Below are 22,607 nucleotides of genomic sequence, written 5' to 3' on the forward strand. Positions count from 1 at the left end.
ACCCATGACATCAGGAATTGTGAAACAAACGCTTACAAAGTTAAAGCTGCCTGTTTTGATACTTCTTACCTTTTCCGTCGGTTTTCTCTTACGGGGCGGTAATAAGAATCAGAGCCAGTATCCCGTTATCAACACGACTGCCAATGAGCAGGAAACACAGATATGGACATGCTCGATGCATCCACAGATCAGGCAGAACCATCCAGGCCAGTGCCCTATCTGCGGCATGGACCTGATTCCCGTAACGACCGAGCACGCTGAAGAAGGACTCGGCCCCCGTGAGCTGAAGCTTTCGCCGCGTGCGGTCAAGCTTGCCGAAGTACAGGTCGCGCCGGTGGAGCGCAGGTCAGTGACAAAAGACATCAGGCTGATCGGAAAGGTTGACTACGACGAAACCAGGGTTCGCACCATTTCCGCATGGTTCTCCGGGCGAATCGACCGCCTCTATATCGATTTTACCGGTACCCCGGTATCGAAAGGCAACCGTCTCGCCGATCTCTACAGCCCCGATCTGTACAACGCCCAGCAGGAGTTTCTCCAGTCCCTGAAGGCGGCCGGACAGTTCCGGCAGGCGTCTCTTTCTTCGACCGGGGAACTGACACTCCGGGCAGTCGATGCCGCCCGTGAGAAACTCCGGCTGCTCGGCATGACGAGCGAGCAGATCGGGGAATTCGAACGTTCGGGTACACCTTCCGAGCATGTGACAATTTCAAGCACAATGGACGGCGTCGTTATCCATAAAAACGCGGTCGAGGGCACCTATATCGCTACCGGAACTCCACTCTACACCATCGCCGATCTTTCACAGGTCTGGGTGAAGCTCGATGTCTATGAATCAGACCTCGGATCGATACGGCTCGGCCAGGAAATGGAATTTACAGCTGATGCATATCCCGGCGAGGTATTCAAAGGAAAGATCGTCTTCATCGATCCCGTGCTCGACAATAAAACACGTACCGTCAAGGTACGTGTCAATGTTCCCAACCCGGCTGGCAGACTCAAACCCGAAATGTTCGTGCATGCCATCGTAAAATCGCCATTATATTCCGCAGGACGGTCCTCCGCGCCGCCGCTCGTCATCCCGGCATCGGCTCCCCTCGTTACGGGTAAACGCGCGGTGGTGTATATCGAAGTGCCCGGTCGGGAAGCGACATACGAAGGCAGGGAGATAGTTCTCGGTCCCCGTGCAGGCAACTATTACATTGTAAAAGAAGGGCTTCTTGAGGGTGAGCGTGTCGTTGTCAACGGTAATTTCAAGATCGACAGCGCCCTCCAGATTCTCGCAAAGCCGAGCATGATGAATCCGGAGGGCGGTCTGGCTCCTGCCCATGACCATGGTCAGACCCCGGCAGTACAGGCAGCCATACAGATGGCGGGCGGTTCCGGAGCGCAGATGAAGCATGAAGAGACGGCGAAACAGGAGTCGGGGCCCTTGAAAGAACCCGAGCCGTTTGCCGTTCCCGATCAATTCAAGGCACAGCTCGACAGTGTTTATGCGTCCTATTTCAGGATACAGTATGCCCTGAGCCACGATTCGCTCGAAGGGGCGCATAAAGCCGGTGCGACTTTTCTCGGCGCGCTCGGCACGGTGAATATGGAGCTTCTCAAAGACAAAGCCCACATGGCATGGATGGATGAGCTTAACAACCTTAAAAAGAACGGTGACGCGGTATCAAAAGCGGGTACAATAGAAATCGCCCGCGCTGCGTTTGAGCCGCTGTCTGCCGTCATGATTCGTGTCGCGCACCGTTTCGGCACAACCGGCAGGGTGGCGGTTTACCGGTTCCACTGTCCCATGGCTTTCAACAACAAGGGCGCCGACTGGCTCCAGGGAAAAACAGACCTCGAAAATCCCTGGTTCGGCTCGTCGATGCTCAAATGCGGGAGTCTGGAAGAGACGATTTCCGAAGGACCCGGCGAAACAGGCAGGAAGAAATAACACCATGAGGCAAGTATGAATGCACAGTCGCCACAACCACGGGACATGAACCTGATCAACCGTATCATCTGGTGGTGTCTCAATAACAGGCTCATCGTCGGGATCGTATTCCTTCTGATAATCGGGTGGGGTATACTTGTTGCTCCGTTCGACTGGAATATCGGGGGACTGCACCGCGACCCCGTTCCGGTTGACGCCATCCCCGATATCGGCGAGAACCAGCAGATCGTGTTCACCGAATGGATGGGACGTTCTCCTCAGGATATCGAGGACCAGATCACCTATCCCCTGACCGTTTCCCTCCTCGGAATCCCCGGGGTTAAAACTATCCGCAGTTATTCCATGTTCGGCTTTTCCACCGTGTACGTCATTTTCAAAGAAAAGGTCGATTTTTACTGGTCACGGTCACGAGTCCTCGAAAAGCTGAACAGCCTGCCGTCCGGAACCCTTCCGGAGGGCGTTCAGCCGATGCTCGGTCCCGATGCCACGGCGCTCGGTCAGATTTTCTGGTATACCCTCGAAGGTCAGGACGAACACGGCAATCCCACAGGCGGCTGGGATTTGCAGGAGCTGCGGAGCACGCAGGACTGGTATGTGCGGTATGCCCTCCAGTCCGCAGATGGAGTAAGCGAGGTCGCATCCGTCGGTGGTTTTGTGAAGGAATACCAGATCGATGTCGATCCCGATGCCATGCGTGCATATAACGTGTCGATCGAGGATGTCGTTTCGGCGGTCCGGATGTCGAATCGGGAGATCGGCGCGAGGACGATCGAGATTAACAAGGTGGAATACCTCATCCGCGGAATCGGTTTCGTCAAATCGCTCGCAGATATTGAAAACTCGGTCATCAGGGCGACCGACAATGTGCCCGTTCTCGTCAAGAATGTGGCGCATGTATCCTTTGGTCCCGCGCTTCGCCGCGGTGCGCTCGACAAGGAAGGTTCGGAAGCGGTCGGCGGCGTGGTTGTTGTCCGGTTCGGCGAAAATCCCCTCGCAGCCATTCAGAACGTGAAGAAAAAAATCGCCGAGATTTCCCCGGGACTTCCCCAGAAGACCCTCCCGGACGGCACGGTCAGCCAGATAAAAATTGTCCCGTTCTACGATCGCACGGGGCTCATCCATGAAACGCTCAACACGCTCAATTCGGCGCTCGTGGAGGAAATCCTCATCACCGTCGTCGTCATTGTCCTCATGCTCATGCATCTGCGAAGCTCTCTGCTTATTTCAGGCCTTCTTCCTCTCGCCGTGCTCATGAGCTTCATCGCGATGAAAAAATTCGGCGTTGACGCCAACATTGTCGCTCTTTCGGGTATTGCTATCGCCATCGGCACCATGGTCGACATGGGTATCGTGATCAACGAGAACATATTGCGCCATCTTGAAAGCGCTTCCCCTGATGAAAACAAGCTCGATGTCGTATTCCGGGCAGCAAGCGAGGTCGGCAGCGCTGTTCTCACCGCTGTGGCGACAACGGTTGTCAGTTTCCTCCCCGTCTTTTTCATGGAGGGCGCCGAGGGAAAGCTGTTCAAACCCCTCGCATATACCAAAACCTTCGCTCTTACGGCATCTATCATTGTTGCTCTGGCCATTATCCCCACATTCGCGCTCGCATTTTTTACATGGAAAATTGACTCGAAGCTCATCAGGCGGTTTTTACTCGGAGTTATCGCTGTCGTGGGATTGATCGCAGGTATCACAGTCACATGGTGGATTGGCCTGGTGCTCGTTCTTATTGCGGTTTACCATGTAATCGGTGACTTTGCACCCGATTCGGTTAAGAAGAAAATGTCCTGGGTATCGAACGGGCTTGCCGTGGCAGTCGTCACCGTAATTCTCACCCGGCACTGGATTCCGCTCGGGATGGAAAAGGGTATTGTCAGGAACGTTCTTTTTGTCGCGCTGTTAGTCGGATCGCTTATGGCCCTGACACTTCTCTACCAGAGGTCATACAAACGGCTCCTTGGGTGGAGTCTCGAACACAAGGCGACGGTTATCTTTGCACCGATTGTCGTGATATGCATCGGGGCTGTTGTTTGGCTCGGATTCAACAGGATATTCGGATGGCTGCCGCCATCGCTTAAAAAAACAGAGCCGGTATCGTTCCTCATCCATGAATTTCCCGGGCTGGGGAAAGAATTCATGCCGCCGCTCGACGAAGGCTCATACCTTTTCATGCCCACAACCATGCCTCATGCATCGATCGGGGAAGCGCAGGATATTCTCAGGAAACAGGACATAGGTATCAACGGGATTCCCGAAGTCGAAAGCGCCGTAGGAAAGCTCGGCCGGGCGGAGACGCCGCTCGATCCGGCGCCGGTCTCGATGATAGAAACCGTGATCAATTATAAACCCGAGTACCTTTTCGACAAGCAGGGAAAACAGAAACTCTTCCGTTTCAACCCCGACAAAACGGATCATTTCCGGAGCGAGAACGGCACACCTGTCCCTGCTGCCGACGGTGAACCGTATACCGTACAGGGTCAATTCATCCGTGACGGAAACGGAAACCTCATCCCCGATAAACACGGCAAACCGTTCAGGCTCTGGCGGTCTCCGCTCGATCCGCAGCTCAATCCCGGAAGAACAGCATGGAAAGGTATAACCAGACCGGACGATATATGGGAAGAGATTCTGAAAGCCGCCAGGGTTCCCGGTGTCACCTCGGCGCCGAAACTCCAGCCAATCGCGGCGCGTGTCGTCATGCTCCAAAGCGGAATGCGCGCTCCCATGGGGGTTAAAATAAAAGGCCCCGACCTCGCGACAATCGAAGAGGTCGGCCTGAAAATCGAACAGCTGCTCAAAGAAGTTCCCTCGGTTGAGCCGGCCTCGGTGATTGCCGACCGCATCGTGGGGAAACCGTACCTCGAAATCCATATCGACCGTGAAAAATTATCCCGTTATGGCATCATGCTCGGTCAGGTACAGGATGTAATCGAATCGGCGGCGGGCGGCAAACAGATCACCACAACCGTCGAGGGACGAGAGCGCTACCCGGTCCGGGTCAGGTATCTCCGCGAGCTCCGTGATACGGTCGAGGGGCTTGAGACGATTCTCGTTCCCGCTCCCGACGGGACTCAGATACCGCTCGGGCAGCTTGCGGATATCACCTATGTTCGCGGTCCTCAGGCGATAAAAAGCGAGGATACGTTTCTTATCGGGTATGTTCTCTTCGACAAAAAACCCGGATTTGCGGAAGTGGATGCAGTCGAGGCGGCACAGGAATATCTCCGGTACAAGATAAAAAGCGGCGAATTCAGCATCCCCGGCGGAGTGAGCTACGCATTCGCAGGCAGTTATGAAAACCAGATCAGGTCGCAGAAAAAACTCGCCGTGATTCTGCCCCTCGCACTGGCAATAATTTTCCTCATACTCTACATGCAGTTACGCCGGGTTTCCACAACCATGCTCGTTTTTTCCGGAATCTTTGTTTCGTGGGCAGGAGGATTCATCCTCATCTGGCTGTACGGTCAGGAGTGGTTTTTGAATATCGCGGTCATGGGCGTCAATCTCCGAGAGCTGTTCAACATCCACCAGATTAATCTCAGTGTGGCGATATGGGTCGGTTTTCTTGCGCTGTTCGGCATTGCGACCGATGACGGCGTTATCATGGCTACCTATCTTGAAGACGTATTCAGGCGCAAGAAACCCCAATCCGTTAAGGAAATCCGCGAGGCAGCCATCGAAGCGGGTTCGCGGCGGGTGAGACCCTGCCTCATGACGACAGCGACGACCATTCTCGCTCTGCTCCCTGTCCTGACCTCGACCGGACAGGGATCCGACATCATGATCCCCATGGCTATCCCGTCATTCGGGGGAATGATCATCGAATCCTCATCGCTCCTGATTGTACCGGTTCTCTACGCCGGACTCAGGGAGTTACCGATAATGGTGAAACGCCGGCTCGGTAAACCGACATAATTCCAGTGTTCCGGGATTATCGTTCCGCTCATGAATACTTTGACCTGGCTGTCTGCTTCCCTGCACTGTAACTGCCGGAAATGAAAACTGTCCATGCTGACCACACCTTCAATTTTCCCTGACAGCATTATCAGTTCAGTTTTTTGTTACATATTTTGTTCATGTCAATTATATTTTATACAGGTAATTTAAAAAAACTGCATTATTCTATCGGCAGACATTTCAGGCTTTGCCGTCATTCTGCGAAAATTTTGTATTGTTTAATTATAATAACCTTATCATTTAAAAGGAGTTATCATAACGTGCGTGTCATCATTCAGAAAGACTATGACTGCGTGAGCGCCTGGGCGGCGGCGTTCATCGCCTCCTATATCAGAACCGCTCAGCCCGATTCCGCAAAACCGTTTGTACTTGGGCTCCCCACCGGCTCGACACCGCTCGGGATGTACCGGGAGCTTATCAAACTCTATAAAGCAAAGATTATCTCCTTTGCCAATATCGTCACATTCAACATGGACGAGTATGTCGGCATTCCCGAAGATCATCCCGAAAGCTATCATTCGTTCATGTGGCAGAACTTTTTCAGTCATATCGATATTCCCCGCGAAAACGTCAACATCCTCAACGGCAATGCGAAAGACCTTCAGCAGGAATGCGACACGTATGAGGAAAAGATCAAATCCTACGGCGGCATCGATATCTTTGTCGGCGGAGTCGGCCCGGACGGTCACATAGCGTTCAATGAGCCCGGTTCTTCCCTCACGAGCCGTACACGGATCAAGACGCTCACCAAGGACACGCTGATCGCCAATTCCCGATTCTTCGACAATGATGTCAACAAGGTGCCTAAAACGGCTCTTACGGTCGGTGTGGGGACAGTAATGGATGCCCGCCGTGTCATGCTCCTCGTAACCGGACATAACAAGGCCCGGGCTCTTCACATGGGTGTCGAGGGCGGCGTCAACCACATGTGGACCATATCGACACTCCAGCTCCACCGTCATGCGGTCATCGTGAGCGATGAAGATGCAACCATGGAATTGAAGGTCGGGACTGTCCGGTACTTCAAGGACATCGAGTCCCCCAATATGGACCCGAAAAGCATGCTGAAATAATATCTGTCACAGATATAATAAATCCCTGGATTCATTGAATGTCGAAACGTTAACGGCTCAATAAAGGTGTCAGTATAATGAGGCTTATAATTTTTGAACATGAAGGTTTGCAGCATCTCTACCCTCTTACATATCTACGGGCTTCTTTCGAACTCCGCTGCGGTCATACGACGCTCGGAGAAAAAATTCGCCGCGCGGCAGGCCCGGTTTCCGGAACTTCATACTGGGTTCGCGATATCCTGAAACCCGTAATCAGCAAGCGGTTTACAGGATGCGCTGTCAACGACCCGGCAATGTTTACCGGCGAGGAACTCCTCCTGGTCGATGGCCGTGTGCTTGCTCTCGAAAAGCTGCCCGTTCCAGTAAACGAAGGGATAATCACCCACGGCGGCTGTACGGTGATCGCACGGATCAGTGCAAAAACCGCGGAAGCCCTTGACAGCGGCAATATCGGATCGTTTCTCGAATCCGCCAAGAGAGTTGTTCCCGTTCAGGAACAGACGGTGCCGCTTATTGAGTATCCGTGGAATCTCATCCATCACAATCCAGAGGCGATTGCCGCAGATTTCAAGGCGGCGGGCAAATCAGGCATCGAAGGCTCGATGGACAGGCTTTCTTGTATCTATGGCCCTGCAGACAGGTGCTATATAGCGAAGGGGGCGGAGATTCATCCGATGGTTGTCATTGACACCAAAGGCGGCCCGGTAACCATAGAAAAAGATGCCATCGTGTTCCCCCATTCGAGGATCGAGGGACCCGCATACATCGGCCCGCGCACCCAGATCGTAGGCGGTAAAATCCGCGAGGGATGCTCGTTCGGCCCCGAATGCCGTGTGGGCGGCGAGGTCGAGGAATCGATCATCCACGGGTACTCCAACAAGTATCACGACGGTTTTCTCGGGCATGCGTATGTCTGCGAATGGGTCAATCTCGGGGCTCTCACTACGAATTCGGACCTGAAGAATGATTATTCCTCGGTGGAAGTCAAAATCGGGAAAACGACATACGATACGGGAAGCACGAAAGTCGGCTCGTTCATTGGCGACCATACCAAAACATCCATCGGAACGCTCCTCAACACGGGAAGCACCATCGGAGTCATGTGCCTGCTCATGGCTGCCGGGGCGCCGCTTCCGAAATACATACCGGGCTTCGCATGGTTTCTCAACGGCAGGTTTTCACCGGGCGCCGGTTTTAAAAGCCTGCTCAGAACGGCGCACGGAGCTGTGGCGCGGCGTAAATGTTCCCTCACCGAAGAAGATACGGAGCTTCTCAGGGCAGTGTACGACATGACGAAGGAAGAACGCGACCCGCTCGTGAAACGCGACTCGAAAGCGATGCTGCGGCGATAAATTCGGTAACGAGTGACTTTTTTATAGCATAAAATATCGAATTTCATTTACCTTTATTTTTGGCCCTTTATAAAATTTCAAGGAGGATACAAAACTATGACCCGTGATGAAATCCTGAAACGTGTCAGGACAGTGACCGCCACAATTTTAAATATCGACGAGGCCGAATGTGCTGAAGACAAGAGCTTCACAGCCGACCTTGGCGCAGAATCGATCCAGTCGGTCGAGCTCATGGCCGGATTCAACGCCGAATTCGATATCGAGATGGATGAGGACGGCGCGCTTGAATGTGAAACGATAGGATCTGCGGTCGATTTTATTGCCCCCTATGTAAGCGGCAAATGATCGGACTGTGTAATTTTCTGTATGACCGTATTACAGTAAGTCCATGGGGCCGGACTGAGCCCTCCTCTTATCAATACAATGACTATACAGAACAGACAGAGAGGAATACCAGTGATACACGACATTGACAAACCCAACCTCATTGAGGATATATTTCCCCATTCGATTCCTCCCAGGATAACATTCGACAATCCTGTGGTGGAAATCATCGACGGCAGGCAGGTCACTTTCGATCCCGGATCTGTTGTCACCCGTGACATTTTCATAACGGATACGACGTTCCGGGACGGGCAGCAGTCACGGCCACCGTACACTACCGATCAGATGGTCGAGATTTACCGGCTGCTTTCCCGCATGGGCGGCCCGAACGGAGTCATCCGCCAGACCGAGTTCTTCCTCTATACCCCCAACGACCGTGAAACACTCGACAAATGCCGCAGCCTCGGCCTCCGTTATCCCGAGATCACCGGCTGGATACGCGCCATCAAGGGCGATTTCAGGCTCGTCAAGGAAATGGGGCTGAAAGAAACGGGCATGCTGACCAGCTCCTCGGATTACCACATCTTCTACAAGCAGAAACAGACCCGTCAAAAGGCGTTTGACACCTATATCGGCGTCGTGGAAGCAGCTTTCGAGGCGGGTGTCCGCCCGCGGTGTCATCTCGAGGATGTGACCCGCGCGGATATCAAGGGTTTCGTGATACCGTTCGTACAAAAACTGAGCGAGTTATCCGAACAGGTCCCCGATGACATGAAGGTGAAAATCAGGCTCTGCGACACCATGGGCTTTGGCATTTCCTATCCGGGCGCATCGGAACCGCGGAGCATCCCGAAGCTCGTGTACCGCATGATCAACGACTGCGGCATATCCTCCGACCGTCTCGAATGGCACGGGCACAACGATTTCCACAAGGTGCACGTCAACGCCATGACCGCATGGCTTTACGGCTGCAACGCCGCAAACACAACGCTGTTCGGATTCGGCGAGCGATGCGGTAATCCCCCGCTCGAATCGGCGCTCATGGAATATATTGCGCTCAAGGGCGATCTCTGCGGCATCGATACGAAAATCATCACCGAGACGGCACGGTATTTCGAAAAGGAAATGGGCGTCACGCTTCCCGCAAACTACCCGTTCGTGGGCAGGGATTTCAACACCACCCGCGCCGGTATCCATGCAGGAGGACTCAACCGTGACGAGCGTATCTATACGATTTTCGACACCGTCGCTCTCCTCGGCCGCGAGCCCCGTGTCGCCATAACGGATAAAACCGGTATCGACGGCGTCGTTCACTGGGTCAACGATTTTCTCGGCCTTTCCGGCGAGGACCGTCTCGGCGCCATAGCCTGCGTGAAGATCGGCCGCTGGGTCGACGATCAGTACAAGGTGCACGGTCGTCTGACCACCATTTCCGATGAGGAGCTCGAAGCCAAGGTCAAAGAGCACCTGCCGGAATACTACGTAAAGCGGAAAGGCAAATAGACTATACTTTCCGGCATTCCGTTATCGAGGGTCTCTTCCGGAGACCCTTTTTTATTGAACAAGGGCAATTTTAAGCGTCTTTGAATACTATTTTCCCCTTTTTACTTGACAAAACGGGGAATAGAATATAATATGCAAATGGACATTTATTCCGTATCATCGTGTGATTACAAATGACGTCAGCCATGTTTACGTGCTCGAATAAAGAAAACTGCCATTACATGATACAGAAGATATTACAGACTATTTACATCTTCATACTTCTTCTTTTATTTCTATCGGAACATTCATCAGCCCAGAGCGGATTCAGTACCGAACGATACCGCAGCTTTCTTAACACCACCGAAAATCTCACGAGCGAAGAAGCGCTCAACCGCCATGCGCTCAAAAACACCTACTACAGCGATATGAACGCCGCATCAACGAGCTCAGTGGCGTATCTCGATTCGGTAATCATCAAATTCGGTCTCACCCATGACGAGATAGAACTCCTTGAGAAGAACAACTTCGTGGTGACGGAGCGTGTCAATTCACTCTTTGCACCGATGTTTCACACTATTTACGGGTACGATCTGCCGGTATTCGTTTCGACCGATGCCATCCTCCAGGCGCTCCATGCATCGTATGACAGAATTCTCATGGGTCTCGAAGCCGATATTCTCGAACCGAACCTTGAAGAATTCCTGGAGGCGATGTATTCCTCCTATCCCATGCTGCTCGAAAAGTATAAATCCGAGGAACAACTGAATCAGGCGCTCGAAGACGTGGACCTGTATGTGACCATGGCAAAATCCCTGCTTGCGGATACAAAACTGTCTCCTCGATATGTATCCCAAATAACATTCGATACCGTCTGGGATGCCGTTCAGTCGGAGCAGATGGTCGAAATGCCCCTCTTTTCCGAGCACGGGCGAAAGCTCGATTTCAGCCAGTTCACCGTCAGAGGGCACTATGCCGTCAGTGAACCCGGATACCATCTGGGGCCATACTTCAAGACAATGATGTGGCTCGGACGCATGGATTTTCTGCTTACCGCTCCCCCGGATTTTGGCGGCTCGTCCTGGGATGACGATCTGCGGAGAATGAGCCTCGGCACGGTACTCCTCAACGAGCTCGTCGATCTTTCGGGAAAGCGGGCCCTGTTGAACGAGAACGACAGGATCGTTACCTTCATGGTCGGCGAAAGCGACAACCTCACCCCGACGGAGCTTGACGATATTCTCGAATCTCTCGGAATTTCCGGCGCGGATGACCTGCTCGATGAGTCCACATACGGGAAGTTTACGAAAACCGTGGAAGAATCGGTCAATGCCGGGCAGCGGATCCTCTCGAATTTCTTTATTATGGACCCGTTCAGCGCCGAGCCTGACAAGCTTCCCGTCTCGTTCAGGCTCATGGGTCAGCGGTTCATCATCGATTCGTATATCTTTTCAAATGTCGTGTACGACCGCATCATCTATGAAGAACGTAAAATCTGGCGCCCCATGCCTGACCCTCTCGATGCCATGTTCGTGCTCGGAAACGACGACGCCCTGCAGTTACTGAAGAAAGAACTGGATACCTACAAATATTCATCGCAGCTCACCTCGCTGAGGTACCTCGTGGATGCTTATGATAATTCGTTCTGGGAACAGTCGCTCTACAATACCTGGCTTGAAGCAATCCGCCGCCTGAATCCTCCGGTGGACCGAAACGGTTTCCCGGATTTCATGCTTACCGCCGCCTGGCAGCAGGAAAAACTGAACACACAGCTTGCCTCGTGGGCGCAGCTCCGGCATGATACGCTGCTTTATGCAAAACAATCGTATACGGGCGGATCACTGTGCTCTTTTCCCCATTCGTTCGTCGAGCCTTATCCGGCGTTCTACCGTCAAATCGGGCATTTCGGAGAATTGGCATACGACTATTTTTCAAATTTTCCCTCCGGCAACACGAGATTAAAAAGTATTTCCGGTTACTTTTCACGGCTGCATGACATTATGGTAACACTGGAGGGGATTGCCGGAAAAGAGCTCGCAGGCCAGCAGTTCAGCGCCGAAGAGACGTCATTTCTTCAAACCATGCTGTTTAGAGAAAGCGGGAGCGGAGCGCCACCGTTTTCAGGATGGTATGCCGATCTTTTCTATATCACCGATGACGCTCTCAAAAACGATTTAACAATTGCCGATGTCCATACCCAGCCTACAGACGAGTTCGGCGGTATTGTCGGCAGAGTGCTTCATGTGGGAACGGGTAAGGTCAATCTTGGCGTATTCATAGCCGAATCACCTTCAAACGGATTCATTCCCACGGCGTTTGTCGGACCGGTCATGTCATACTATGAAACAATCACGGATCAGTTTGACCGTCTGACTGATGAGCGCTGGATAAAAATGATTGCGACGGGCTCGCAACCCGACCGACCCGACTGGGTTAACAGCTATTGTGCAGACAGCAACGGCAATGTCCGGGAAAAAGGACGCGAACTGCCCTCCGTCCGGTTCTCCGAAACATCTGTCGAAAAGAATATTGAACCCGAATCGTTCGTACTTTTCAGAAATTATCCGAATCCGTTCAATCCGGTTACGACCGTTTCATACAGTGTGCCCGAATCGGGCAGAATTACGGTTACTGTTTATGACATTCTTGGCAGGAAAGTCGAAACCCTGGTCGATGCAGAACAGAGGACCGGCCAGTATTCCGTACAGTGGAATGCGGGGAACATTTCGAGCGGACTCTACTTCTGCCGCATACAGGCGGGTACATTTGAACGCACAATCAAGATGCTCCTGATGCGTTGACACGACAGTCTCCGACTGTCAGGCCATCCGGAAATACTCTGTCATTCTCATGAATCGGCCGTATCGGTCGGTGAAACGACGAATTATTGTATTGGCAGCGCTTTGCCGCCGACTTTTATAAATCCCAGAGCCGCGGAATCACCGGCCAGTACTTTTGCGCCCGCACCTTCGATACTTATTTCAAAGAAGCCGGATTCTTTTGTAAGGGAAAGCTCCAGTTCTCCCGCCCTGAGCGATTTGCCCCCGTACAGCGCTACATAAGTAACCTTCCCGTTACGGTCATACCGGACATGGCAGAGCTCCCCATCGAACAGAATTGAAGGTTCACGTACAGCAAGAATCCTGTCGGACGCCCTTGACGGAGCGAGTTTGAGGGGATTTTCGACATCCGCGGCGACAAACACATCCCTGTGGCCGTCAGCGAGGCTTATCTCGACCGCCGCATTGGTATCGGGATAGGGTTTTCCGTTTTCCGTAACGAGCGGCAGCCGGCGGATACGCAAAATGTTCGATGATTTCCCGTACGGCTCGATGAGACTGATAAAAGTCGAAACGAGCGGGGCTTTTTCTGCCTGACGGCGGACCATGATGCGGGGAATCCAGAGCTCCTGATTCTCGTTGTATGAGCTGACCGTTATCCACCCTTCCGCCGTATACGCCTGCGCGCCCTCAGTAAGGTCGCAGTACCGGACATGAATATCGGAGCCGTTCGGAAGATAACCGAGCCTGTCCTCGACCTTCCAGTCGACTTCCCACCCGGGAGCGGGCGAACCGTCAACCCTGAAATTGCGCATGATCGTGTCGTGCCCGTAATCGGCGGCGGGTTTCAGGGATAGTCCTTTCGTCGCTATCGAGCCAAAATGGCTCTGCATGAATTTTGCATGATCGGTTCCGCCGACCACGCGGAATATGTCGATAAGATACGAGTCCTCATCCGAAATATCGACGAGCGCGACAGTCCGCTCGTATTGCTCGATACCGTAAAACTCCGGCGCCGAGGCCCTGATAGCTCTGAAACGGTTTCCATCAGCCCAAAGGGTCGTTCTGCCGATGTGGCGAGTCCGCGGATTGTCCTGATCCTTCCCGTCGACCACGACCGTGTTGTGAGCGGCTGTTCTCCTGACCCAGAGCGCACGCTGCGATTCCCAGCCGCCGTACTGGACGGGAGGATAGCCCATTTCCGGCAGGAGGTCGAGCCTTTTTGCGAACAGGCCGAGATTCATGCCGTCGATGTGGCTGTGACGCTCCCCCGTATCGTAATCGAGCCAGAACGCCCGGGCATTCTCTCCCCTGCCCGAACGCATTATCGCGAGACACCACTGCTCTTTGTTTACGCTGCCGACCTCGATTGTGGTTCCCTTTGTCTTTATGACATCGGCGACCGTTTTTTGGAATTCCTCCGGATCATCGGCGAAAAGGTCCCATGGCAGATTGTCGACCGAATTGCCGTTTTCACGGTACAAGACCTGTACATATGCGGGATCGCCGGTCAAAACGTAGAGGTCCCGGAGAAAGCTGAACATCGATGTATCGACGCCCGGGCTTCTGGTTGTCCGTGCGGTTGGATAAGAGGTTACCTTCTGGGCGAATCCCCCGGTGTCGCCGCTGAGCGGATAGTATTCCCCGTTGAACCATGTGTCGATATGGAACCGCCAGGTTTTACGGAGATTCGGGTGACGTTCCACAATATCCGGGAGAAATGTCGAGTCCATCCGGGCGAACATCTCGAAAAAATGGGCGAGGATATTGATGGGATACGATGAATAGCTGGCAAGCCCCTTCTCGCCGCTCAAACCGTCCACCCCGGAGGAATTTTCAGCCATGGTATCGATGATCGCGTACACTTCCCCTCGGTTCTCCGGCCAGCCGAGCACCGTGTGGGTCACGGCAAGGGATACTTCCGTGGCGGGATAGTTGGAATTGATCTTGTGACGGTTTGTTATGGCATCCCGGAGTATGCCGTTCTCGATGTTGTCCTGGATGAGACCGAACGATGTTTTCGGATTGGACAGGCCGTACGCTTTCGCTTTTCCGGAGAGGAACGCGACAAGCTCGCGGTCATCGCGGAGCGCCTCGAACACCTGATCGTAGGCGATGACGATCTGATAGTGTTCCACACAGGCGTCGTGCCATGTCGACACATACCCGGTAGCGCCTTTCCGTTCGTAGACAAGGCCTTCCTTCCCGAAATCGAAGGTCCCGTAGAGATCGGCCACACGGTCGAGGAGAATTCCCGCCTTGTGGGCATAGGCTTTGTCCCCGGTGACAGTGTACGCTTCGGCGAGGTCACGTATTCCGGCCACAATCGCCTGTTTCCACTGGCCGTAGATGAGGTACGCGCCGATAAAACGCCAGCGTTTGGTACCCTCGACATATCCCTCGCCGTCATCGACCCCGAACAGATGGAGCGAATCGGCCGGATCGGGATGTTCGGCGTTGAAGAGCAGCTTCCTGTCCGCACGGGCGGGCATGAATACGCCGTGCTCATCGAGACCGGAGCGGTAAAACGCATAAAAGTCATTCGTGGGGAAAATCGCCCCGCAGTGCGGACACTGCACTTTCCATGGCATCCCGAGAGCATCGACTTTCCATGAATACATGCGGACATCTTTATGGCAGGCCGGACAGTATCCGTCCGACCATACCATCCACGAGCGGCTGATAGTATTGCCGAACATCATGTTCCAGAGCTCGTCGTCGGAGTATTTCATCCACGGCTGCGCCGCCGAAACGATACTGTTTTTGATCTCCGCCGCCCAGGGATACTTTTCAGCGTTCAAGCGAGCTTTCCGAACCATGTCCGCGGTATAGAGCACGCTGTGTGTTTTTCCGGCGACGGTCTGCGCTGCTGGTGTATCGGAGAATAGAATACATGCGGTGATTATATACAGGGTCAGGTATATGTATCGCATCGACCGGAATCCTCCCATGGCTGAAAGATTTTTATAAGTACGCTCCCTGTAAAAACAACGGAACATTTTTTCCGGCAGAATTACCACATAAAATCATTTACGATTCTGAAAGATGCTGAATCAAGTTCAGCATGACGGCTCTTATACCACCCAGATTTTATTCCGGGGTCTATTGCTCACTATATATATAATTTCATTGAACGCATCTTGGTATCAACAGACTTACTTCATTCTCCGGGCAACGCGAAACCCTGAAAAATTGCTTGTGCGGTCCGGCCTGTCGCCGATACGAAATGTCGACCGGCAGTAGGAAGCATTGTTGAACCAGCTCCCGCCGCGCAGAATACGGTAACCGCCTCCCTCGGAAGCTGCCGGATTATTCTGGGGCCCGCTCGTGTACTCTCCTTCCCAGTCGAAACACCATTCGAGAATGTTACCGTGCATGTCGTACAATCCCCATGCGTTCGGCACTTTCTGACCGACAGGATGAGACTTTTCAGCGGCATTTCCACGGTCGTTCCCATACCATCCGGCCTTTGCCAGGTCTGCTTCTTCATTTCCCGTATAATACTGAGTCGACGTTCCAGCCCTGCATGCATACTCCCATTCCGCCTCGGTCGGCAGCCTGAATCCGTTTTTGGTGAAATCACACGCCCATGTGCTCTCATCGTAACACTTCCCGAGCCCCAGTTTTTCGCTCAGCCTGTTGCAGAATTTCGCCGCATCGATCCAGGTAACACGGTCAGCGGGAAGCCGGTCTTCACCGGTGAAATACGAGGGATTCTCGCCTGTGATTTCCTTGTACTGTCCCTGCGTGATCTCGGTCTCCCCCATCTCGAACGCATCGAGCGTCACCGAACGGACAGGCTTTTCATCATCCTCGCCATCTTCGCATCCCATCTGAAAGCTGCCACTGGGAATTGAAATCATGGTGATTCCTTTGGTGGTCTTGAACGGCACATCCTGTCGTTTCAACTGTTTATTCTGTCCTTCTGCTCCGGTTTCAGCAGCCGTCAGAACAAGAAGAAAAAGTACTGTCATCAAACCAATCGTTTTCCCAAACATGATAACTCTCCTGCGCTGTAAGTTTTTTCATCTTTTCACAGCATAACAACCTGACAATACAATATACGTCAATAAAAATTTCTTTTTCAAGCAAAAGAATCTATACCGGCACCCCCCCATTTTATAATAAGACTTTTTATATGATACTTTCCTTTGCGCGCCTAAAGGAAAGTATCCAAAGGAAAAGGCGCCCGTGAAAAGCCTTTTCCCCGTTCACTGCCCGTTTTTCGGGAATGTGTGAACTCGCGAATCTGCGGCACGCTCGGACAGCACACATTCTTTTTCCGAAAACCGGTTGTGAGCGAGGGGCTTTTCAACGGGATTAAAATTCACCAGGTTCCAAAGTCTATATTCTCTTTATAATCAATGTATTACTATACATTTCAATATGGATTTCAGGGGATCGCAAAAGAATCGATGGGGGTATTCAATACATGAAATCGAAAAAATCTTATCGGTTTTCCCGCCGAAACTGTTTTGTTGCAAAGCATCGACTCCTGTATTATTATTAAATACCTTAAACAGGTATGACTTTTTTATCATCGCGAGGAGATGAAAACGTGGATTTTTCTAAAATAAAAACATTCCCGATCCGTAACAGAACCCATAAAGTGACCGTTTCCCATCTCGGTTCTATCCCGACGGGGAAAAGTTTCGCCGATTTTTACGATTCCCTTCCCGAAGTCCTCGGCGCCGAAAATCTCAAGCGTGCCGCCCGTGCCATAGCACACGCATCCGTCGAAAACAGCGAGGTTATTCTTGCGATGGGCGCTCATCCGGTCAAATGCGGCCTCAGCCCGGTAATCATCGAGCTCATGGAACGGGGCATATTCACCTGTGTCGCTCTCAACGGCGCCGGATCGATTCATGATTTCGAACTTTCGTACATCGGGGAAACCTCGGAGGATGTCGCTGAAACCCTTCAGGACGGCTCGTTCGGCATGGTCGAGGAGACAGGGCGTATTCTCAACGAGGCGATGGCTTCGGGAGTGAACGATGGTCTCGGAGCCGGCGCCGCGGTCGGCCGTTTCATAGCGCAGGCCGGATACCCTCACTCAAATCTCAGCATACAGGCAGCCGGATCAAGGCTCGACATCGATATAACCGTCCACATCGCCATGGGAACCGACACCATCCACGTTCATCCGAAGGCGGACGGCGCTGTGCTCGGAAAAGCGAGCCATATGGATTTTTCAACCTTCACCGACCATATTGCACGGCTCGAGGATGGCGTATTCATCAACCTCGGGTCGGCGGTAATTCTGCCCGAGGTTTTTCTGAAAGCCCTTTCGGCGGTACGCAACATGGGCCATGAAGTGCTCCGTTTCACCACAATCAACATGGATATGATCAGCCACTACCGTCCATCAGAGAACGTCCTCAAACGGCCCGGCCTGACCGGCGCTCAGGCGATAAACCTCGTCGGCCACCACGAGATAATGCTTCCCCTGCTCGCATCGGCGGTGCTCCTCGAAAAAGAGAGGTCATGACATGCGGAAACGTCTGGCAATGCTCCTCGATGACATCGTCACCGCCTCGGTTACGGTTGTCGGAGACATCATGCTCGATGAATACATCATCGGCGACTCCCACCGGATAAGTCCCGAAGCGCCCGAACCCATCATCGAGGAACACGAAAGGATGTACGTTCCCGGCGGCGCGGCGAATGTGGCGGTAAACATCTCCGCACTCGGCGCGCGGGCGCACCTGATAAGCATAATCGGCGACGATTCCGACGGCGACAGATTCAGGACGACGCTGTCCGGATCGGGTGTCGATACTTCCGGGCTTGTCACCGTCCCCGGCCGTCCCACGACCCGTAAAACGAGGCTCATCGCCCGCGGCAACCAGGTGCTCCGCGTGGACCATGAAACGACAGCCCCAATTGACAGCACACTCGAACGTCGCCTTATCGACATGATTCTTGCCAGTCACGGCGACATTGTCGTTATATCGGATTACGCAAAGGGACTGGTCACGCCGGGACTCGTAAAAGGCCTGACGGGAGCAGGCCGTCGTGTGATCGTCGATCCGAAGTCCTCCGATTTCGGCCTGTACGCCGGTTCTTACCTTTTAACGCCGAATCTTTCCGAGATATCTTCTGCTGCGGGTGTCCGCACCCTTTCTGGTGATGCGCTCGAACCTTCCTGCCGCGCCCTGATGGCAAAACATTCCATATCAAATATACTCGTGACTCTCGGTTCCGGAGGTATGGCTCTCTTTGAAAAGACCCCACCGGCTGTGTATATCCACTCGAGAGCGCGCGAGGTATACGATGTCACCGGCGCCGGAGACACCGTCGTCGCCACACTCTCCGCTGCCGCAGCCGCGGGAGCCTCTTTGCAGGATGCCTGCACAGTCGCCAACATCGCCGCGGGAATCGTGGTCGGAAAACACTTCACCGCCACAACCTCGCCAAAGGAAATCATGGCATATGCGTTCGGCCCGACTGCATCGGAAAAAATCGTCGACAGGGAAACGCTCCTGCCCCGCATCGCCGAGCTGAAAAGAACCGGCAACCGTATCGTATTTACCAACGGGTGTTTCGATCTGCTCCACATGGGTCATATTACCTACCTCAATGAAGCCCGGGGCCTCGGCGATGTCCTCGTCATCGGCATCAATACGGATCGTTCCGTCCGCGCGCTCAAGGGCGAGAACCGTCCCATCATCCCCCAGGAGGAGCGGAGCCATGTCATCGCGGCCCTCGAATGCGTGGACTATGTCATTCTTTTCGATGAGGACACCCCTGCCAATCTAATCGGGGACATCCGTCCCGATGTACTCGTCAAGGGTTCCGATTACTCGAAAGATGAAGTAGTAGGCCATGATATCGTCGAGTCGTACGGCGGGACGGTTTCCCTCATACCGCTCGTGGAAAATACATCGACGACATCGATCATCAACCGCATCAAAGATCAGTACAACCATGAATGACAGACAGGCAGAACCCCGCCGTTTCGTCTTTATGGACCGTGATGGCGTTATCAATGTGGAACGCGGGGATTACACGACCACCATCGACCAGTGGCAGTGGGCGGAGGGGGCGCTTGAAGGAATCAGAAAGCTGACCGAAGCCGGCTTCGGGATAATCGTCATCACCAATCAGGCATGCATCGCCAAGGGTATACAGACCGAAAAGGGACTCGAAAAACTCCATTCGTTCATGCTCGACCGTATCCGGAAAGAAGGCGGCTCGATACTCGGAATCTATCACTGCCCGCACCAGACCTCGGACGGGTGTTCATGCCGTAAACCCGAACCGGGCCTTATACTCAGGGCAGCGCTGGAGCACGGCATTACACTGCCCGGAACATTCATGATCGGCGACTCTCTCCGTGACATGGAGGCGGGACGTCGCGCCGGAACACGGACGATCCTCATCGATACAGGCCCCGGCGCCGACAGTCCACGGACTCAGTTCGAGCCCGGTGAATTCAGGGCCGGTAATCTTTCGGAAGCAGCGGACATCGTAATCAGAGAATCCGGTTCACGATGATTTACCCATAACGACAGAATTCGAGAGACAGGACACGAAAAAAGTATTTTTTTTTACTTCTGCCTTTTACCTTTTACCTTCTGCCTTTTTTTAACGGAAGTACCATGAATCCCGCACGTGTAATCCTGAAATCCGGCAGAGAAAGACCCGTTCTCAACGGCAATCCCTGGGTATATTCGGGTTCGGTCGGCCGTATCGAGGGTCTCGAAAAGGATGGCCAGCCCTGCGAAATCGTATCGTCTGTCGGTGATTTTCTCGCCACGGGATATGTCAATCCGCAGTCGAGGATCACCTGCCGGATTCTCTCGCGGGAACGGGTTACTGTCGACCGGGATTTTTTCGCCGTGAGGATACGTCAGGCGCTGTCCCTCCGCGAAGGTATCACTAATGATTCGACGAACGCCTGCCGTCTTATAAACTCCGAGGGGGACTTTCTCCCCGGGCTCATCGTCGACCGCTACGGGGACGGCGTCGTTGTACAGTTTCTCACGAGCGGTATGGAATTTTTCCGGGAGGATGTGCTCGCCTGCATCGTTGATCTTATCAAACCGTCTTTCATCGTGGAGCGCTCCGATTCGTCCGCCCGTCATGACGAGGGACTCGAAACGGCCTGCAGAATCCTCTCCGGGTCGCCGGGCGATCTGGTGGAAATCGTCGAAAACGCTCTCCGGTTCCGCGTCGACCTGCTCAACGGCCAGAAAACCGGATTCTACCTCGACCAGCGTGATGCACGGCGGTTGTTCATGAGCCATACGGTCGGGAAACGGATTCTCAATCTCTTTTCCTACACCGGCGGATTTTCCGTGGCCGCAGCCGCGGGAGGAGCGAACGAGGTGACTTCGGTGGATTCTTCGGGCCCGGCGCTTTCACTCGCCCGCGAGAACATGGCGCTCAACGGTTTCGGGAGCCTCCCGGGGGATTATATCAAAGAGGATGCTTTTACATACCTCAATTCCGTGAACTCCACGTGGGACTGCATCGTTATCGATCCCCCCGCCTTCGCGACAAAAAAAACCATGGTGGATAAAGCCGCCCGCGGATATAAGGACCTCAATCTCCGAGCGCTTAAGATCATGAATACCGGCGGCATTCTCGCGACATTCTCCTGCTCGTACCATATCGGCATGACACTCTTCCGGCAGATCGTGTACGCGGCGGTCACCGATTCGGGTCGTCAGGCGCAGGTCATCGCACAGACAGCCCACCAACAGGATCACCCGTTCAATGTCTGCCATATCGAGGGTGAATACCTGAAAGGTATTTTTCTCCGGGTTACAGGATGATAAGGAAAGCCTTTCAGGAATAATTAACCCGTCAATTCACAAAGTTTAATAGAACGCGGATTTACGCGGATCAGGCGGATTTACGCGGATTTGTTTTTTAAATATCTTTTTGGTGTCAATGATTAATTGTCACTAAAATTAGTATTAATAATCTATTATGTCTCTTTGTGGAGAGATATTTTCACGAATAATCCGGGCAGAAAAAACCGTCACAAAAAATATATAATATATTTTTAGCTATATTACTATAATTTTTGGGAACATTGCTTTTTATTCAGCGTTTCATTATTATAGGTGTTATAATTATTCTCATCATTCGAAAGGAAAACCAATGAGATCTTCTTTTGCTGTACCGGTTGTATTTATTGCTTCCGCATTTTTCTTCGCATGCGGCAGCGGAAACAAAACTCCCGAAGCCGACCAGAATACGGCCCCGAAACCGCTTCAGCTCGCCCAGAACACCACGGCAGAACAGCAAGCGCAGGTCGATTTTACATGGTTTACCGACTGGGACAAGGGAATCGAGGAGGCTAAAAAAACAAAGAAGCCGGTGGTCGTCGATTTTTATGCCGACTGGTGCGTTTACTGCAAGAAAATGGACAAGGAAACCTTTTCCGCTCCCGAGATCAAAAAACGCCTTGCCGATGGATGGATCGGCATCAGGCTCAATGCCGAAAAAGGCGATTTGAGCGGTACATATGACGGTAAAACCATGACCTACCCGCAGCTTACACAATATTTTGGCGTGACCGGTTTTCCATCATTCCTGTTCATTGATAAAGAACTGAAGCCGATGCGGCCTGTCCCGGGTTTCATCGAAAAAGACACGTTCGGTCCGATGCTCGATTTTATCAAAGACGAAGTATATAAAAAGAATGTCTCGTTCCAGGACTATATGAAATCCAGAAAGTAAGCGG

The 22,607-nt window shown here is 52.9% G+C and carries 14 protein-coding genes; 12 read left to right on the plus strand and 2 right to left on the minus strand.

Annotated elements, in window-relative coordinates; all coding sequences use genetic code 11:
- Window positions 1–4: 4 nt before the first annotated feature.
- From LLG96_13190 to LLG96_13220, 7 genes are all read left to right on the plus strand, one after another.
- Window positions 5–1,939 carry an efflux RND transporter periplasmic adaptor subunit gene (locus tag LLG96_13190; GenBank protein ID MCE5251165.1) on the plus strand — a complete coding sequence of 645 codons (1,935 nt, stop codon included), beginning with the start codon at window positions 5–7 and terminating at the stop codon, window positions 1,937–1,939.
- A gap of 15 nt (window positions 1,940–1,954) precedes the next feature.
- The gene (locus tag LLG96_13195) at window positions 1,955–5,857 is read left to right on the plus strand and encodes an efflux RND transporter permease subunit (protein ID MCE5251166.1); all 3,903 of its coding nucleotides are present in this window, start codon (window positions 1,955–1,957) and stop codon (window positions 5,855–5,857) included.
- 302 nt (window positions 5,858–6,159) lie between these two features.
- The gene (locus tag LLG96_13200) at window positions 6,160–6,972 is read left to right on the plus strand and encodes a glucosamine-6-phosphate deaminase (protein MCE5251167.1); all 813 of its coding nucleotides are present in this window, start codon (window positions 6,160–6,162) and stop codon (window positions 6,970–6,972) included.
- A 77-nt stretch (window positions 6,973–7,049) separates the two neighbouring features.
- Window positions 7,050–8,324 carry a hypothetical protein gene (locus LLG96_13205; protein MCE5251168.1) on the plus strand — a complete coding sequence of 425 codons (1,275 nt, stop codon included), beginning with the start codon at window positions 7,050–7,052 and terminating at the stop codon, window positions 8,322–8,324.
- A 96-nt stretch (window positions 8,325–8,420) separates the two neighbouring features.
- A complete protein-coding gene (locus tag LLG96_13210) occupies window positions 8,421–8,669 on the plus strand; it encodes a phosphopantetheine-binding protein (protein MCE5251169.1) in 249 nt (82 codons plus the stop codon).
- Between the two features lie 111 nt (window positions 8,670–8,780).
- On the plus strand, window positions 8,781–10,151 hold the full coding sequence (locus tag LLG96_13215) for a 2-isopropylmalate synthase (protein ID MCE5251170.1): 1,371 nt from the start codon (window positions 8,781–8,783) through the stop codon (window positions 10,149–10,151).
- Window positions 10,152–10,372: 221 nt separating this feature from the next.
- The gene (locus tag LLG96_13220) at window positions 10,373–12,931 is read left to right on the plus strand and encodes a DUF3160 domain-containing protein (GenBank protein ID MCE5251171.1); all 2,559 of its coding nucleotides are present in this window, start codon (window positions 10,373–10,375) and stop codon (window positions 12,929–12,931) included.
- Window positions 12,932–13,014: 83 nt separating this feature from the next.
- Here LLG96_13220 and LLG96_13225 read toward each other — a convergent pair whose 3' ends face one another.
- Together LLG96_13225 and LLG96_13230 are read right to left on the minus strand one after the other, a co-directional pair.
- A complete protein-coding gene (locus LLG96_13225) occupies window positions 13,015–15,843 on the minus strand; it encodes a heparinase II/III family protein (protein MCE5251172.1) in 2,829 nt (942 codons plus the stop codon).
- A gap of 222 nt (window positions 15,844–16,065) precedes the next feature.
- Window positions 16,066–16,908, minus strand: a complete 843-nt coding sequence (locus tag LLG96_13230) for a formylglycine-generating enzyme family protein (protein MCE5251173.1) — start codon at window positions 16,906–16,908, stop codon at window positions 16,066–16,068.
- A 560-nt stretch (window positions 16,909–17,468) separates the two neighbouring features.
- On the opposite strand from LLG96_13230, the gene LLG96_13235 reads away from it, so the two are divergent.
- The 5 genes from LLG96_13235 (at window position 17,469) to LLG96_13255 (ending at window position 22,603) form a co-directional block, all read left to right on the plus strand.
- The gene (locus LLG96_13235; GenBank protein MCE5251174.1) at window positions 17,469–18,398 is read left to right on the plus strand and encodes a hypothetical protein; all 930 of its coding nucleotides are present in this window, start codon (window positions 17,469–17,471) and stop codon (window positions 18,396–18,398) included.
- Between the two features lies 1 nt (window position 18,399).
- Window positions 18,400–19,845, plus strand: coding sequence for a D-glycero-beta-D-manno-heptose 1-phosphate adenylyltransferase (gene rfaE2, locus LLG96_13240; protein ID MCE5251175.1), 1,446 nt, complete (start codon window positions 18,400–18,402; stop codon window positions 19,843–19,845).
- Window positions 19,838–20,407 carry an HAD family hydrolase gene (locus LLG96_13245; GenBank protein ID MCE5251176.1) on the plus strand — a complete coding sequence of 190 codons (570 nt, stop codon included), beginning with the start codon at window positions 19,838–19,840 and terminating at the stop codon, window positions 20,405–20,407. The genes rfaE2 and LLG96_13245 overlap by 8 nt, the downstream gene beginning before the upstream one ends.
- Before the next feature lie 104 nt (window positions 20,408–20,511).
- On the plus strand, window positions 20,512–21,690 hold the full coding sequence (locus tag LLG96_13250) for a class I SAM-dependent rRNA methyltransferase (GenBank protein MCE5251177.1): 1,179 nt from the start codon (window positions 20,512–20,514) through the stop codon (window positions 21,688–21,690).
- 331 nt (window positions 21,691–22,021) lie between these two features.
- Window positions 22,022–22,603, plus strand: a complete 582-nt coding sequence (locus tag LLG96_13255) for a thioredoxin fold domain-containing protein (GenBank protein ID MCE5251178.1) — start codon at window positions 22,022–22,024, stop codon at window positions 22,601–22,603.
- The last annotated feature ends 4 nt before the right edge of the window (window positions 22,604–22,607 follow it).

The sequence above is a fragment of the bacterium genome (assembly GCA_021372535.1).
Taxonomy (GTDB): domain Bacteria; phylum Latescibacterota; class Latescibacteria; order Latescibacterales; family Latescibacteraceae; genus JAFGMP01.